The 15327-nt window shown below is 68.6% G+C and carries 11 protein-coding genes; 9 read left to right on the top strand and 2 right to left on the bottom strand.

The window, feature by feature from the left end; translation table 11 throughout:
- The first annotated feature begins 23 nt into the window (after positions 1–23).
- Positions 24–941, top strand: a complete 918-nt coding sequence (locus ABD255_RS41835; RefSeq protein WP_344222419.1) for a helix-turn-helix domain-containing protein — start codon at positions 24–26, stop codon at positions 939–941.
- Here the strand turns inward: ABD255_RS41835 and ABD255_RS41830 are convergent.
- Positions 913–3084 carry a discoidin domain-containing protein gene (locus tag ABD255_RS41830; RefSeq protein ID WP_344222418.1) on the bottom strand — a complete coding sequence of 724 codons (2172 nt, stop codon included), beginning with the start codon at positions 3082–3084 and terminating at the stop codon, positions 913–915. The two genes, ABD255_RS41835 and ABD255_RS41830, sit on opposite strands and share 29 nt — an antisense overlap.
- Positions 3085–3263: 179 nt before the next feature.
- Between ABD255_RS41830 and ABD255_RS41825 the strand changes: the two genes are divergently transcribed.
- The 7 genes from ABD255_RS41825 (at position 3264) to ABD255_RS41795 (ending at position 10740) form a co-directional block, all read left to right on the top strand.
- Positions 3264–3692, top strand: coding sequence for an SRPBCC domain-containing protein (locus tag ABD255_RS41825; protein ID WP_344222417.1), 429 nt, complete (start codon positions 3264–3266; stop codon positions 3690–3692).
- Between the two features lie 27 nt (positions 3693–3719).
- Positions 3720–5981, top strand: coding sequence for a hypothetical protein (locus ABD255_RS41820; RefSeq protein ID WP_344222416.1), 2262 nt, complete (start codon positions 3720–3722; stop codon positions 5979–5981).
- Positions 5982–5999: 18 nt separating this feature from the next.
- A complete protein-coding gene (locus tag ABD255_RS41815; protein ID WP_344222415.1) occupies positions 6000–6914 on the top strand; it encodes a TatD family hydrolase in 915 nt (304 codons plus the stop codon).
- 21 nt (positions 6915–6935) lie between these two features.
- On the top strand, positions 6936–7550 hold the full coding sequence (locus ABD255_RS41810; RefSeq protein ID WP_344222414.1) for a nitroreductase family protein: 615 nt from the start codon (positions 6936–6938) through the stop codon (positions 7548–7550).
- Between the two features lie 217 nt (positions 7551–7767).
- Positions 7768–8892, top strand: a complete 1125-nt coding sequence (locus tag ABD255_RS41805) for a resuscitation-promoting factor (protein WP_344222413.1) — start codon at positions 7768–7770, stop codon at positions 8890–8892.
- An 87-nt stretch (positions 8893–8979) separates the two neighbouring features.
- Complete coding sequence (gene rsmA, locus ABD255_RS41800; RefSeq protein WP_344222412.1) at positions 8980–9798, top strand: 16S rRNA (adenine(1518)-N(6)/adenine(1519)-N(6))-dimethyltransferase RsmA; 819 nt, start codon at positions 8980–8982, stop codon at positions 9796–9798.
- A 3-nt stretch (positions 9799–9801) separates the two neighbouring features.
- Entirely contained in the window at positions 9802–10740 is a 939-nt protein-coding gene (locus tag ABD255_RS41795) for a 4-(cytidine 5'-diphospho)-2-C-methyl-D-erythritol kinase (RefSeq protein WP_344222411.1), read from the top strand.
- On the opposite strand, the gene ABD255_RS41790 is transcribed toward ABD255_RS41795, so the two are convergent.
- Positions 10737–13154: a tetratricopeptide repeat protein gene (locus ABD255_RS41790; protein ID WP_344222410.1), complete on the bottom strand. Its 2418-nt coding sequence runs from the start codon at positions 13152–13154 to the stop codon at positions 10737–10739. The genes ABD255_RS41795 and ABD255_RS41790 overlap by 4 nt on opposite strands.
- Before the next feature lie 229 nt (positions 13155–13383).
- Here ABD255_RS41790 and ABD255_RS41785 point away from each other — a divergent pair, with 229 nt between their 5' ends.
- Positions 13384–15303: a GTP-binding protein gene (locus ABD255_RS41785; RefSeq protein WP_344222409.1), complete on the top strand. Its 1920-nt coding sequence runs from the start codon at positions 13384–13386 to the stop codon at positions 15301–15303.
- The last annotated feature ends 24 nt before the right edge of the window (positions 15304–15327 follow it).

The following is a 15327-nucleotide window of genomic DNA, read 5'->3' as shown; positions in this document are numbered from 1 at the left end:
GGGACCTGCGCGAAGGGTGCACCATGACAGAGCCTGCTAACTATGAGCACGATCTTGCTACTCAGGTCCTGATCGAGCTCTACAGCGAGATCCCGCCGCCGAGCAAGCTGGTGACCGGCCACTTCCACAGTGGCGGTGACTACCGGGTCGTTCGGCCGGACGGCGTGGGCAGCTGGTACCTGCTCTACACGGCCGGCGGCACGGGCCAGTTCCAGATTGGTGGCGACAAGCTGACGCTGCGCCACGGCGATCTTGTCCTGGTGAGTCCCGGCACCGAGCACGACTACGGGACCGTCGGCACGTACTGGGAGACCTGGTGGGCGCACTTCCAGCCGCGGCGCGAGTGGCATGCCTGGTGGTCGCTGCCGCACGCGATGCCGGGGCTGTCCTACGTGCATCTGTCCAGGCCGTCCGAGACCGACAGGCTGGTCACAGCGTTCGCCCGCCTGCACCGCGATGCGCAGCGCGCCGGGTTGTCGCCCACCGGCGACACGGAGCTGCACCTGCTGGAGCAGAGCATGGCGGTGCAGTTGACGATGAACGGCATCGAGGAGGTGCTGCTGGTCGCCGTCAGCAGTCTGCGCAGGGACACCCAGCACCTTGACGCCCGCGTGCAACTCGTCCTGGACGCAGTCACCTCGGACCCGGCCCGGCCGCACACCCTGGCGTCACTGGCCGGTCTGGCGCAGGTCTCGGTGTCCAGGCTCGCCCACCTCTTCAAGGAGCAGGTGGGCGACTCCATCATGAACGTCGTCGTCGGGCTACGGTTGCAGCGCGCCTCGGAGTTGCTCGGGGCAACCGACATGTCAGTCGGGCAGATCGCGCGCGCGGTCGGGTTCGAGTCACCCCACTACTTCAGCCGGCAGTTCGGCCAACGCTTCGGCATGTCCCCAACCAGCTATCGCAGCACCGTCAGGAACCCGGCGCTAGAGCTATATTGACCTCCGTCGCCGCGGCGTAGTTCGCGCCGCCTTCGAGGCCGATGAGCCGGACGTAGCGGGCCGTAGTACCGGCTGGGAGTCGGGCGATCTTGGCGTCGACTGTGCCGTCCCAGGTGCCGGTTGCCGCTGACTGGAAGGTGATGCCGTCGGTGCTCACCTGGACGTCGTACTTCGTGATCCGCCCATTCGGTACTGCGGCGTCCTGGCGCGGCGTGTAGACCAAAGCCTCGATCGCGCGGGTCGTCTTCAGATCCAGAGTGATGTACTGCGGCAGCGGCGCGTGCGGGCTCCAGTTGGAGTGCCACATGGTCGCGCAGTTGCCGTCGAGCGCACCGGCCGGACCATAGGCGGCGCTGCCCTGACTCGTGGCTGTCGCCGTCATCTCCTTCTGTGGCAGGAGATTGAGCGGCCCGAACGGCCCATCAACAGGCGGCGGCGTGCCGGGGATCGCGGTCACTCGGCCGAGAGCGGGAGCCTCGATCGACGGATGCGTCCGCAGGTGGTTGAGGAAGACCTCCTGACCCATCCGCGGCGCCCGGACGAGATCCGTGAACTGCTCGAAGCCCGGATACCCGTACTGCGTACCGTGCAGCGGCATCACCGCAGTAGTAGCGACCCGGTAAGTCCTGTCGAGCTCCAGGGCTCTGCCGTTGACGAAGACCTTCGCCGGATCCACCCGGTTGCCGACCGGTGCGCCCAGATCGTAGGTGTAGCGGAAGTTGCCGGAGACGGCGAGCGAGGACAACCGCCGGCAGCCATAGGCCGGCGGAATCCACTGCTGTTCGAGAATCGCCTCGACGGTCGAACCCTTCAGAGAAAGCGTGGTGATCGGCGAGATCCCCGCAACAGGCCAGGCCTCACCGAAGAGAACCTCACCCGCTTCGAGCCCGGCGGCGATCACATCGATCCCGATGTCCGCCGGCACCAGCGCGAAGTCCGCGTCGCCGGTGCGGTGGCTCGCCGCCTCCTTCAGGTACAGGTCGGTGACGAGGTTGCCGGCCCGGCTCTCAGCGGTCTTGGAGAAGTCGAGATCCCGGTCGAGCCGTGCAAGCGGCTGGGCCTGGCGAGCCGTCCACTTGTCCATCCAGTACTTGACGATCTTCTGGACACCCGGGTCCGGGGCGATGTCCTTGGTGACCGCGTGGTTGGTCGCGCTGGTGGCCGACCGGATCACCTCGCCGGTCGCGGGGTCGAGCGAGAGCTTGACCTCGCCCAGCAGGCGGCCGTGGTTCGATGCCTCCAGCACCGGCCGGGGTACGCCGTCCGGGTCGGGGATCAGGCAGTTGAACGCCGTGTGCCAGTGGCCGCCGAGGATGACGTCGATGTCCTGCGACATCGCCCGGGCGGCGTCGAAGATCGGGCCGGTCGGGTTCTTGCAGTCGTTGAACAACCCGCCCTGCTGGCCGCCCTCGTGCATGCTGACCACGATCGCGTTCACGCCCTGGGCCTTGAGCTCCGCGGCCGCCCGGTTCCCGGCGTCCACCAGGGCCTGGAACTCGAAGCCCGACCCCTCGATCGACAGCGTCTCGGTCGGCGTCCCCGGGAAGCCGAGCCCGATGACGCCGATCCGGGCCGACCCCGCCTGCGCGATCCAGTACGGCGGAAGGACGGGCTGCTTCGTCCGCGGGTTCACCACGTTCGCGGCGTGGTACTCGTAGTCGGTGCCGTGGAAGGGACGTCCGGTCGAGTCCGTGAAGCAACTGTCGAAGCCGGGCTTGCCGTAGCAGGCGGTCGTCATCCGCCGCAGGAACGGGAACTCCCGATCGAACTCGTGGTTGCCGGCCACGTCGAAGTCCATCCCGAACGCGTTCAGCACCTCGATGGTCGGCTCGTTCGCGAACGCCTGGGTGTAGTCCGGCCAGCCGCTGAACTGGTCGCCGGACCCGATCAGGAAGCTGTTCGGCTGCCCGGCCCGAAGTCGGTCGAGATGCGCCTTCAGATACCCCGCGCCGCCGACCGCCAGCGTCCCGGACGGGCCGGCGATGGTCAGCTTCTCGGTCTCGGACAGATAGCCGTGCAGGTCGGTCAGGCTGAGCAGTTGCACCGGGATCGGCGGCAGGGCCGCGCTGGTCGTGGTGGGCAGCCCCACCAGGGCGGCGCCCAGCAGGGCGATGACGGCGGCGATCCGGGATTTCCTGGGCATCGGCTGCTCCTGTCGTCGGCGGAACCGATAGGCAACGTAGCCAGCCGCACCGGGCCGCGGACATCGCTCGTACGGCTGACTTCCTGCACGATCCGGCTGCGGGGTGACGCCTTTCTACAAGACGCAGACGGCGCCCGGCCGTACGGTCGGAGAAGAACAGACGATGGGAGTTGGACATCATGGCCGACTACGTGGCCACCGCGGAGACCGACATCAACGCGTCGCCCGACAAGGTCTGGGAGGTGCTGACGGACCCCGGCCAGATCAAGAAGTTCATGTTCGGGGCCGACGTCCGGACCGACTGGCAGCAGGGCAGTCCGATCACCTGGCAGGGCGAGTACGAGGGCAAGAAGTACACGGACAAAGGCGAAATCGTCGAGATCGACCCCGGCCGGCTGCTCAAGGTGACGCACTACAGCCCGCTGGGCGGTCAGGAGGATCTGCCGGAGAACTACCACACGCTCACCTACGAGCTGGACGGTCGCGGGACCACCACACACCTGTCGCTGAGCCAGGACAACAACGGCAGCCAGGAGGAGGCGGACCACTCCCGCGGCATGTGGGAAATGCTGGTCAAGGGCGTGAAAGAGGCGGCCGAGAGCGACTGACCGGACACGATCCGTCATCATGGGCGGATGACCCGGACGATCCCAGCCGCCGTACGGCTGATGATCTGGTGGTTGATCGTCCCGGCCAGTGGCGTCCTGTTGCTGATCCGGATCGGTGATTCCACCGGTGAGAGCATCCGCTGGATGCTGACCTGGCTGGTCGCAGTCCTGCTGCCTGGCGTACTGCTGTGGCGAGCGCTGGCCGGGGGCCGATCCCTGACCCAGGACCTGGGTTTCGGGGCAGTCCTCGGCCTGGCCTGGCAACTGGCCGTCTGGGCAATCTGTACTGCGCTCGGCGTCCCGCTGCTTCAGTGGGCCGCCGTCGCCGGGCTGCTGGTCGTCTTCGCGGCCAGTCCGTCGCTGCGGCCGCATCTCGGCTGGCGAGGTACCAGCCCGGCTCCGCCCGCGTGGTGGCACGTACTGCTGGTTGCCAGTCTGCTGCTGGCGATGGTGCGGACCGTGGTCGTGTTGCTGCGGCCGATCCCGCTGCCGCCGATCGCGGCCACCCGCCACCAGGACATCTGGTACCAGCTCGGTCTGGTCCAGCAGTTGATCCGTGACGTGACCCCGGCCGACCCTTCAGTGCTGGGAGAGCCTCTGATCTACCACTGGTTCGCGACCGCCTCGATGGCGAGCGGGTCAGTGATGGCCGACGTCCGTCCGCCGCAGGTGCTGATCCACCAGTGGCCGCTGACGATGGTGATCACGCTGGTCCTGGTCGGCTGGGCGGCGGGTGAACTGGTCAGCGAGAAGGCTTGGGCGGCTCCTCTGGCCGGTGCCCTCGCCGGAGTGCTGCCCGGCGCCCTTCAATTGGTGAGCACGCCGCCTGCCAACATGTCGGCTGCCCAGGTGGTGCAGGGCCCGACAGGCACGATGGCCGCCGTGGTGATGCTCGGCCTGGTCGGGCCGACAGTGCTCGTCCTGCGACGGCAAGCCGGCCGTGGCGTCTGGGCTGCCATGGTCCTGATGCTGGCGCTGGCCACCGGAACAAAGCCCACCCTGCTGCCGATCATGCTGGTCGGCTGTCTCTTCGCCGGTGGCTATGCCTGGGTTGCGGAGCGCAGGCCGCCGTGGCGAATGGCCGCGCTGGTTGGCGTTTCCGGGGGATTGCTGCTGGCCTCTTCATTCGCGTTGACCGGTAGTACAGGTGGTAGCCGGTTCCAGCTCCTCGCGTCGATGAGAGCCCAGCCGTACTACCAGGCCGTTACCGGCGACAAGACCTACCCGGCGACAGGCGACTGGGTGCTTCCGTCGCTGGAACGTGGCGATCCCCGGATGCTGCTGTTCGTGTTGGTCCTGGTGACCTACTACCAGGCTGTCGAGGCCCCGAGGCTGCTGACGCTGCTCGGTCTGAAGATGACACCCGTACGGCGCGATCCGGCGTACTGGTGGATCGGTGGGTGTGTGGCGGCTGGTACCGGCGTCACGCTGGTGTTCTCGCATACGGGGTACTCGGAGTACCACTTCCTCAACGCGATCCTGGCGCTCGGCATGGTCGGAGTGGTTGCCGTCGGCGTCAATCTGGCCAAGGAGACGCGAACCAGGGAGCTGGTGGTCGTGGCTGTCGCCGGGGTGGTTGCCGCGACCGCGCTGTACTACCTCTGGCCCACCGACACCGGCGCCCACACCGTGGCTCGCGCCGCCGCTGGATTGCTCGCGCCGTTCGGAGTACTGGCCGTGGTCGGGGTGATCGCCATCGCGGCGATCAACCGGACGCGACGGGCCGCATCGGTCGCAGTACAGGTGATTGTGCTGACGGTGGCGGCCAGTCTTCCGGTCCAGGCGATCGTGCTCGGACGGGCGCTGGAGAAGGCGACGAGGCCGGTGGAGGCGCCGAACATCGAGTACCGCACCTATCTCACCTCGGCCGAGCAGAGCGCGATGTTGTGGCTGCGGAACAACCTCCAGCCCAACGATGTGGCCGTCAGCAACGTGTTCTGCCTGCCGGCGCCGTACCGGCCGGGGTGCCCGAACGACGCGTTCTGGATCTCCGGGCTGAGTGGAGTCCAGCAATACCTCGGCGGCTGGGCGTACGCTCCCGCCAACCTGGCCGCGACCCAGAACAAGACGAGCTTCCTCTTGCAGCCTTCACCGTGGCCCGACCGCTTGCTGGACAGCCGGATCGCGGTCGAGAAGCCGTCGGAGTACCACCTGGCGAGGCTGTCCGGAGATCTCGGGATCACCTTGGTCATCGGCGATCTGCGGGCCGGGCCGGTCTCGCCCGCACTCGATCAGCTGGCCGACCGCGTCTTCAGCAACAAAGACGTACGGATCTACCGGCTGCGGTGACTAAGTAGGCTGGGGCTCATGTCTACCGAAGGTGTGGAGGTCGATCGCCCGACGCGGGAACGTGCTGCCATCGGGGAGGACGGCCGGTCCCGCGACCGCAGCCGCCCAGCCCTGCCGGACCCGTTGCCGATCAGTGTGGTCGACGCGCACTGCCACCTGGACATCGCCGACGGCGAGGACGGCAACTGGCTGAGCCCGGCCCAGGCGATCAAGCTGGCCTCGTCGGTCGGGGTGACCCGGATCGTCCAGGTCGGTTGCGATCTTCCCGGCGCGGTCTGGGCGGTCGAGGCCGCCGAGCAGCATCGAAATCTGATCGCCGGGGTCGCCCTGCACCCCAACGAGGCGCCCAAACTGAAGGCGGCCGGCGAGCTCGACAATGCGCTGGCCGAGATCGAGCGGCTGGCCGGGAGTACGGACAAGGTCCGGGTGATCGGTGAGACCGGGCTGGACTACTTCCGCACCGGCGAGGACGGCCGGGCCGCACAGCACGAGTCGTTCGCCGCGCACATCGAGATGGCCAAGCGGCTCGACAAGACCCTGATGATTCACGACCGGGACGCCCACGACGACATCCTCGCGATCCTGGACCGCGAAGGTGTGCCGGACCGGGTGGTGATGCATTGCTTCTCCGGCGACACGGAGTTCGCCCGGGAGTGCGTCAACCGCGGCGCCTTCCTGAGCTTCGCCGGCGTGGTCACCTTCAAGAACGCGCAGTCGCTGCGGAACGCGCTGGCCGTCACCCCGCTGGACCGGGTGCTGGTGGAGACCGACGCGCCGTACCTGACGCCCTCGCCGCACCGCGGCCAGCCGAACGCGTCGTACCTGATCCCGCACACGGTCCGGAAGATGGCCGGCGTGCTCAACATCTCCGTCGCCGAGTTGGGTCAGGCGATCTCCGACAACGCCGACCGGGCCTTCGGCGGCTCCTGGTAACCGACTGGTAGACAGGCCGGTATGGAGTTCAGCGAGGTCGTCCGCCGCCGCCGTATGGTCCGCAACTACGACCCGGACCGGCCGGTGCCGCCGGAGATCCGGGAACGCATCCTCGAGAACGGCCTGCGGGCCCCCTCGGGCGGGTTCAGCCAGGGGTGGGCGTTCCTGACCCTCGAAGGCGACGACCGGGAGCGGTACTGGCGGATCGCGGCCGAGAATCCGGACGAGAAATATGTGGAGTGGATCACAGGCCTGCGCCGGGCGCCGCTACTGATCTTCGCCTTCGCGCACAAGGACGCCTACCTCGATCGGTACACCGAGCCGGACAAGGGCTGGACCGACCGCGACGAGTCGCACTGGACCGCGCCGTACTGGTACGTCGACACCGGGATGGCGGCCCTGCTGATGCTGCAGACGGTGGTCGACGAAGGCTTGGGTGCTTGCCTTTTCGGGCCTCCGGCGGAGAAGGTCGGCCGGCTGAAGAAGGAGTTCGGGGTACCGGACGGCTTCGATCCGATCGGGGTCATCTCGATCGGCTACCGGGCCCCCGACAAGCGGTCGCCGTCGCTGCGCAGAGGCCGTCGCGGGGTGGGTGAGGTGGTCCATCGGGGCCAGTGGGGCCGTCACGACGCGTAAACAGTCCGTTACACCTTTCAAGGACTCGCCGACCAGAGGATTGGCACTCTCGGCACTTCTTCGTTACTGTCTCGTGATGTTGGCCGGGATCGGGGAAGGTTCCGGGTGGCATGCCCCTCGGCGAGGACCGTGGTTTCCGGGCCCTGTATCCCGGCATTCGCGGCCTGCGCCAGTGCCACCCAACCCCGTGCCCGGGTAGCTCTACCTGGGAGCATTAGTGCGTAAGTCCATCATCGCGGCTGTCGGTGCGACGGCCGTGTTCGCCGTCGTGGGCGGCTCCGTGGCCTATGCGAGCAAGAGCAAGACCGTGAGCCTTTCCGTCGACGGCCAGGTGCAGAAGGTTCACACCTTCGGTTCCACCGTGGCCGACGCCCTCAAGGCGGAGAAGATCCAGGTCGGCGAGCATGACCTGGTCGCCCCTTCGCCCGACAGCAAGCTGCAGGAAGGTCAGGAGATCGCGGTGCAGTACGGCCGCCAGCTGACCGTGAACGCCGATGGCACGAAGAAGAGCTTCTGGACCACGGCCGACAGCGTGAACGAGGCGCTGGCCGACCTCGGCCTGCGTTACGACGGTGCCGTCTTCTCCACCAGCCGCAGCGCCCCCATCGGGCGCGAGGGCCTGGAGCTGACCGTTCGCACCCCGAAGACTGTGCAGATCGTCCGGGCCGGCAAGGTCGTGGCGGTCAAGTCGATGGCGATGACGGTGGGCGAGGCGCTGACCGGCGCCAAGATCCCGTTCGACGCCGACGACAAGCTGGCTCCGGCCGCCACCACGGCGCTGAAGCCGGGCGTCAACAAGGTCACCCTGGTCAAGGTCGACGTCAAGAACGTCACCGAGAGCCAGGCGATCGCGTTCGACAAGGTGGAGACCAAGTCCGCGACCCTCGAAGAGGGCGAGACCAAGACCACCACCGAGGGCAAGGCGGGTGCGAAGTCGGTCAAGTACGTGCTGACCTACTTCGACGGCAAGCTCGCGAGCAAGAAGCTCGTCACCAGCACGGTGGTGACCAAGCCGGTCGACGAACTGGTCACGGTCGGCACCAAGCCGAAGCCCGAGGAGCCCGAGGCGCCTGCCGCCGACGACACCCCGGCCACCGGCAACACCAGCGCCTGGGACCGGATCGCCGAGTGCGAGTCCGGCGGCAACTGGTCGACCAACACCGGCAACGGGTACTACGGCGGCCTGCAGTTCAGCCACCAGACCTGGGTCGCCTACGGCGGCGATGCCTACGCGGACAACGCCCACCAGGCGTCCAAGGCGCAGCAGATCGCGATCGCCGAGAAGGTCCGGGCCGCCCGCGGCGGTTACGGTGACTGGCCGGTCTGCGGCAAGAGGGCCTGACATCGGTCCCGACCTGCCAGACTGGCCCGTGTGACCAGCGCTGATTCATCCACTTCCGCCGGACCGAGGCTTCTCGGTCCGGCGGAAGTGCGTTCACTGGCCGCCGCGCTCGGGGTCCGCCCGACCAAGCAGCGCGGCCAGAACTTCGTCATCGACCCGAACACCGTTCGCCGGATCGTGCGGACCGCCGATCTCGCGCCGGCCGGTGAGACCGTGCTCGAGGTCGGCCCCGGGCTTGGCTCATTGACGCTGGCACTGCTTGCCGAGGGCCACCGGGTCACCGCGGTGGAGATCGACCCGCTGCTGGCCGGAGCACTGCCCGCCACCATCGCGGAGTACGCGCCGAACCAGGCATCGAGGCTGACCGTGGTGGAGGCGGACGCCATGAACGTCCTGCCCGCCCAGATCGGCGAGCCCGAGGCCTGCGTGGCCAACCTCCCGTACAACGTCGCCGTGCCCGTCCTGCTGCACCTGCTGGCGATCTCGCCGTCGCTGCGGCACGGACTCGTCATGGTGCAGTCCGAGGTCGCCGACCGGCTGGCGGCGCCACCCGGCTCCCGCACGTACGGCGTACCGTCGGCGAAGGCCGCCTGGTACGCCGAGGTCCGGCGCGCCGGGCCGATCGGCCGGAACGTGTTCTGGCCCGCCCCGAACGTCGACTCCGGCCTGGTCGCCTTCACCCGCCGCGAGCCGCCCGCCGGCACGGCCTCCCGCGAAGAGGTGTTCGCCGTGATCGAGGCGGCCTTCTCGCAACGCCGCAAGACCGTCCGCTCGGCCCTGGCCCGCTGGATGCCCGACCGCGACCGGCTCGACGAGGTGCTTGCGACGGCAGGAATCGACCCGACGCTCCGCGGCGAGATGCTCGGCATCACCGAGTTCGCCGCCATCGCGGACGCGGGGCATTAGCCTGTGCCCGTGCCACCTCATGCCCAGGTCACGGTCCGCGCGCCGGCCAAGATCAATCTCGGCCTGTCCGTCGGCCCGCCGCGTCCGGACGGGTTCCATCCGCTCGCCACGGTCTACCAGGCCGTCGCCCTGTACGACGACGTCACCGCGACCCTGCGCGAGGACGACGCCGACGTCACCGTCGAGGTGCTCGGCGACTTCGCGGACGACGTACCCACCGACGACTCGAACCTCGCGGTCCGGGCGGCGCGGCTGCTGCAGTCGGAGTACGACGTCGAAGAGGGCGTCGATCTGACCATCCGCAAGACCATCCCGGTCGCCGGCGGCATGGCCGGCGGTTCCACCGACGCTGCCGCGACCCTCGTCGCCTGCAACCGCCTGTGGGGCCTGCAGTTGTCCCAATCCGATCTGGAACGCCTCGCGGCCGACCTGGGCAGCGACGTACCGTTCTGCCTCGTCGGCCACACGGCGCTCGGCCGGGGCCGCGGCGAACAGGTCACCGAGGTGCTGTCGCGCGGGACCTTCCACTGGGTCTTCGCCATTGCCGACGGTGGCCTCTCGACGCCGGCGGTCTTCAAGGAACTGGATCGCCTGCGCCCCCTCCGGCGCGTCGAGGCGCCGGAGGTTCGCCCCGAACTTCTCTCCGCCCTGCTGAGCGGTCAGCCCGCCGCCCTCGCGGTTGCCCTGAGCAACGACATGCAGGACGCCGCCCTCTCGCTGCGCCCCGAACTGGCCGCCACCCTCCAGTTCGGCCTCGACCAAGGCGCCCTGGCCGCGATGATCTCCGGCTCCGGCCCGACTTGCCTCTTCCTGGCTGCCGACAGCCGCAGCGCGGTGGACCTGGCCGTGGAACTCTCCGAATCCGGCCTCTGCCGCATGGTCCGCCAAGCCGAAGGCCCCGTCCCCGGCGCCCGCATCCTCCCCGCCCCGATCAGCCGCTAGCCGTCGGTCAGTCTCAAAAGGTCATCGCGGATCTCGGACGAGTTCGGCAGGCCTCGGCGAGTTGCGAGGGTGAGTGCTTCCTCTAGGTGGGTGACAGCTGCCGCCCGGTCGCCTGAGTCGTCCAGGGCGAGCGCGAGGTGGTGAAGGATCTGCGGAAGGCGCTGGCCGTCGTCGTACTGGAGGGCGATCTCCAGCGCCTCTTCGTGGTGCTCGATCGCCGTGGCCGGACTTCCCGTGCGGCGGTAGGCGATGCCGAGTTCGTCCAGCGCCTCGACCAGGCCCAGTTGGTTGCTCAGGGCGTCGAACTTGGCCGCCGCCTGGTGGAGATGGTCGAGCGACCGCGTGTACTCACCGGCTTCCCGATAGGCCACCCCGGAGCCGAGGAAGGCGATGGCGAGGACGTGGTCTCCGCGCAGCCGGGTGCCGATCGCAATGCTCTGGTCGTACGCCGCTCGCTGCTCCTCCGTCCTGCCCAGCCGACCGTGGGAGTTGCCGATGTTGACGTACGCGAAGGCCTCGCCGAGGGGGTCGTCGAGCTTGCGATAGGTCGAGAGCGCTCGTTCACCGCAGTCGATGGCTCGCTGGTGGTCGCCGATCAGATCGAACGCGTGGCTGAGATTGGCCAGCGCCATCGCGGCACCTCGATGGTCAGCCAGGTCTTCGAACAGTTCGAGACTCCGGTAGAGCTGGGTCACGGCCTCGTCGGGGTCACCCGATCCGGCCAAAACCAGGTCGAACAGCACCAGGCCGAGATCGTTGCGGATGAATCCCTCGGCCTCGCGGTCGTCCCCGGTGGTCGCGACCTCCAGCGCTGTCCGGTAGACGCGCAGGCAGTCCAGCCAGTGGCCGCGGCTGGCGTAGAACGGGTGCAGGCCGATCGCCAGTCGCAGGATCGAGGCGGCCGGCACTCCGGGCGTCTGCGCGGCCTGCGACGTCAGCGCGACCAGGTGCGGCCGCTGTCCATCCAGCCAAGCCAGTGCCGGCCCCGGGCTGTCGAACGTCGGTCCGCCGACGGCGACCGGAGTCTGGGCTCTGAACCAGGGCAGCCGACCGGCCGTCGGGAAGGCCTGTTCAAGCGCATGCCAGGCCGTGGCGGCATAGAGATCGACGATCCTGGTGATCGCCGCCGCCCGGTCCTGCGCGGTGATGCTCGACTGGGCTCGCTCCCGCGCGTACGTCCGCAACAGATCATGCAGGCGATACCGGCCAGGTGCCGGAGATTCCACCAGGTGAAGGTCGCAGAGATCCTCGAGGATCCTGGCGGCGGAGTGGTCCTCGCAAGCGAGCAGGCCGGCCGCGACGTCGGCGGTGAGGTCAGGAGCATCGGGCAGGCCGAGCAGGACGAACGCCGCCGCTGCCTGTTGCTCCTTGGCGACGTCGCTGCCGGCCAGGTTGTCGATCGAGACGTCGAAGCTCGCTCGAACGCCCAGGTCGTGATGCTCCAACTGATCCAGCCGGCGGCGCTCGTCCCGCAGCAGGCCGGCCAGATGGTCCAGCGGCCAGTGGGCTCTGCCCGCCAACCGGCCGGCGACGATCCCCAGGGCGAGAGGCAACAATCCGCAGGCGTCCAGGATCGACTGAGCGGCCTCGGGCTCCCGATCGACCCGGCTGCTGCCGACGATCGTCCGGAGCAGTTCGATCCCTTCCCGGCTGGACATCAGGCCGAGTCTCACCGTGTGAACCGCCGGAATGCCGGACAGTTCGTGCCGGCTGGTGATGATCACGCTCGATCTGCCCATGCCGGGCAGCAAGGACTCGACCTGGGCGCCGGCGCGGGCGTTGTCCAGCAGGATCAGGGCCCGGCGATCGGCCAGCAGCGTTCGCAGTCGGGCTGCTGCCTCCTCCACCTTCAGGGGAACGTCGGGGCCTGACACTCCGAAGGCGCGCAGCAGAAAGTCCAAGGCATCGAGCGGCGAGAGCGGATCGCCGGCGCCGTACCCGTGGAGGTTCAGGTACACCTGACCGTCCGGGTACTCGTCGACGACTGCGTGTGCCGCCTGTACGGCGAGAGCTGTCTTTCCCACCCCGGCCATGCCGGTGACCACCGTGATGGCAGGCGTGGTCCCGCCGGTCAGGGTCGTACGAAGGTCACCGAGATCCCCAGTACGGCCGGTGAAGCTCGCGACGGCCAGCGGCAACTGACGCGGTACCGCCGGCGGTGGCGGGTCGATCGTCGCCTTCCTCGCTCCGTGGCGACGGCGCGCCGCGAGGGCGAACGCGCTCCGGTCGTCCACAGCGAGCCCGAGGGCATCGGCGAGCGCCACCACGGTCTCCCTGCGCGGGAACCTGCGGACACCTCGCTCCAGGGCGCCGACGGCGCCGACACTCATCCCGGCCTTCTCGGCCAGCATCTCCTGGGTCAGCTGAGCGGCCCTTCGGTGGCGGTTGAGCAGCGTCGCGAAGTCCGCCTCCATCCACCTGTCCTCTCCCAGGGCAGCACATCCGAGGGTGACTTTACGCCAGCCTTGAGTGCCAGGTCCGCGAGAAAACTCGGTCGCCGGGTGCCGGCCGGAAGGCTATCGTGGCGGGGAACTGCCGGTCCTGAGCACCGATCGAAGGAGATCCAGATGCGCCGGGTGTCGATCCACGCCATCACCTCTGTTGGCTTCGACGCACCCGCGAGGACCTTTGAACACCCTGACGATGGGCATTCTGGCGCATGTTGACGCCGGTAAGACCAGCCTGACCGAACGCCTGCTGCACGCCGCCGGCGTGATCGACCACGTCGGCAGCGTGGACGCCGGGAGCACCCGGACCGACTCGATGGACCTGGAGCGCCGGCGCGGCATCACCATCCGCTCCGCCGTGGTCTCGTTCGAACTCGGCGATCTGACCGTGAACCTGATCGACACTCCCGGTCACTCCGACTTCATCGCCGAGGTCGAGCGCGCGCTGTCCGTGCTGGACGGTGCCGTGCTGGTGATCTCCGCGGTCGAGGGCGTCCAGGTGCAGACCCGGCTGCTGATGCGCACCCTGACCCGGTTGCGGATCCCGACCCTGCTGTTCGTGAACAAGATCGACCGGATGGGCGCCCGGTACGACGAACTGCTGGCCGACATCGGGCGGCTCCTCACCCCCTCGGCCGTTCCGATGGGCTCGGTGCTCGACCTGGGCACCAGAGCTGCTCGCTATCAACAGTTTCCCCTTACGCACAAGGCACTCGGTGAGGTCCTTGCCGAGAGCAATGACGAGTTCATGGCGCGCTATCTGGACGACGACCTGGCCGATTCGGACTACCGCCGCGAGTTGGCCGACCAGGTACGGCGCTCGCTCGTGCAGCCCGTGTACTTCGGCTCGGCGATGACCGGTGGAGGTGTTTCCGAGCTGATCGAGGGAATTCGAGAGTGGTTGCCCCGAGCAACTCAGGCGTCAGTGGGTCCGTTGCAGGCGTCGGTGTTCAAGGTGGAGCGTGGGGCCGCGGGGGAGAAGATCGCGTCGGCGCGGGTGTTCGCGGGGGAGTTGCACGCGCGCCGGCCGATCGACGTGCACCACGGCGGTACGCAGTACGAGGTGAAGGTGACGTCGCTGCGGGTGTTCGAGCGGGGTGGTACGCGGCCGGTGGAGAGCGCCGGGGCGGGCCGGATCGTCGCGCTGCGCGGGCTGAAGCAGGTGCAGATCGGGGACCAGCTCGGGACTCCGACCGGGCGCGCTGGTCAACTCTTCGCGCCACCGACGCTGGAGACCGTCGTCCAGCCGGTGCATGCCGCGGACCGCGCCAAGCTCTTCCAGGCGCTCCAGCAATTGGCCGAGCAGGACCCGCTGATCCGGCTGCGCAAGAACACGTTGCACCAAGAGGTCTCGGTGAACCTGTACGGCGAGGTCCAGAAAGAGGTGATCGCGGCGCTCCTGGACAGTGAGTACGGGCTCGCGGTGACCTTCAGTGAGACCACGCCGATCCACGTCGAGCGGCTTGCCGGAGTCGGTACCGCGCAGCGGGAGATCGGCGACCCCGACAACCTCTGGATCGCTACGGTCGGGTTCCGGGTGTCGCCGGCGCCGGTGGGGACCGGCATCGACTACCGGCTGGCGGTCGAGCTCGGCGGCCTGCCGCGCGCCTTCCACAACGCGATCGAGGAGAGCGCGCGGCAGACCTTGCAGCAAGGCATCTACGGCTGGGAGGTGGTGGACTGCCGGGTGGATCTCATCCGGACCGGGTACAGCGCGGCGACGTCGGTGGCGGCAGACTTCCGCCGCCTGGTCCCACTGGTCCTGATGCAGGCACTGCAGGACGCAGGCACGCAGGTTAACGAGCCGGTCAACAGCTTCGACCTGGAGCTGCCACCGGACGCCATCTCACCCGTACTGGCGAAGCTCGCCGAGGCGACCGCCACCGTCGAGGACACCACCATCGACCCGGACCGCGCGCGCCTCACCGGGCTGATCCCGGCCGGCCGCGTGCACGCGTTCGAAGCGCAACTCCCCGGTCTCACCCACGGCGAAGGAGTCCTCCTCACCAGCTTCGAAGGCTTCCACCCCATCCCCGGCCGCCCACCGGCCCGCTCCCGCACCGACGGCAACCCCCTCAACCAAAAGGAGTACCTCCTCCACCTCAACCAGGCCTGAACCAGTGCCCCGTGTCGGTAGCGC

It is taken from the genome of Kribbella sancticallisti, from assembly GCF_039530625.1.
Classification (GTDB): domain Bacteria; phylum Actinomycetota; class Actinomycetes; order Propionibacteriales; family Kribbellaceae; genus Kribbella; species Kribbella sancticallisti.
This window is presented reverse-complemented; position numbering and strand designations above follow the sequence as displayed.

Bases quoted from the DNA above. Each gene is read 5' to 3' on its own strand.
- ABD255_RS41835 (WP_344222419.1), top strand. From the start codon at position 24: ATGACAGAGCCTGCTAACTATGAGCACGATCTTGCTACTCAGGTCCTG.
- ABD255_RS41830 (WP_344222418.1), bottom strand. From the start codon at position 3,084: ATGCCCAGGAAATCCCGGATCGCCGCCGTCATCGCCCTGCTGGGCGCC.
- ABD255_RS41825 (WP_344222417.1), top strand. From the start codon at position 3,264: ATGGCCGACTACGTGGCCACCGCGGAGACCGACATCAACGCGTCGCCC.
- ABD255_RS41820 (WP_344222416.1), top strand. From the start codon at position 3,720: ATGACCCGGACGATCCCAGCCGCCGTACGGCTGATGATCTGGTGGTTG.
- ABD255_RS41815 (WP_344222415.1), top strand. From the start codon at position 6,000: ATGTCTACCGAAGGTGTGGAGGTCGATCGCCCGACGCGGGAACGTGCT.
- ABD255_RS41810 (WP_344222414.1), top strand. From the start codon at position 6,936: ATGGAGTTCAGCGAGGTCGTCCGCCGCCGCCGTATGGTCCGCAACTAC.
- ABD255_RS41790 (WP_344222410.1), bottom strand. From the start codon at position 13,154: ATGGAGGCGGACTTCGCGACGCTGCTCAACCGCCACCGAAGGGCCGCT.
- ABD255_RS41785 (WP_344222409.1), top strand. From the start codon at position 13,384: ATGGGCATTCTGGCGCATGTTGACGCCGGTAAGACCAGCCTGACCGAA.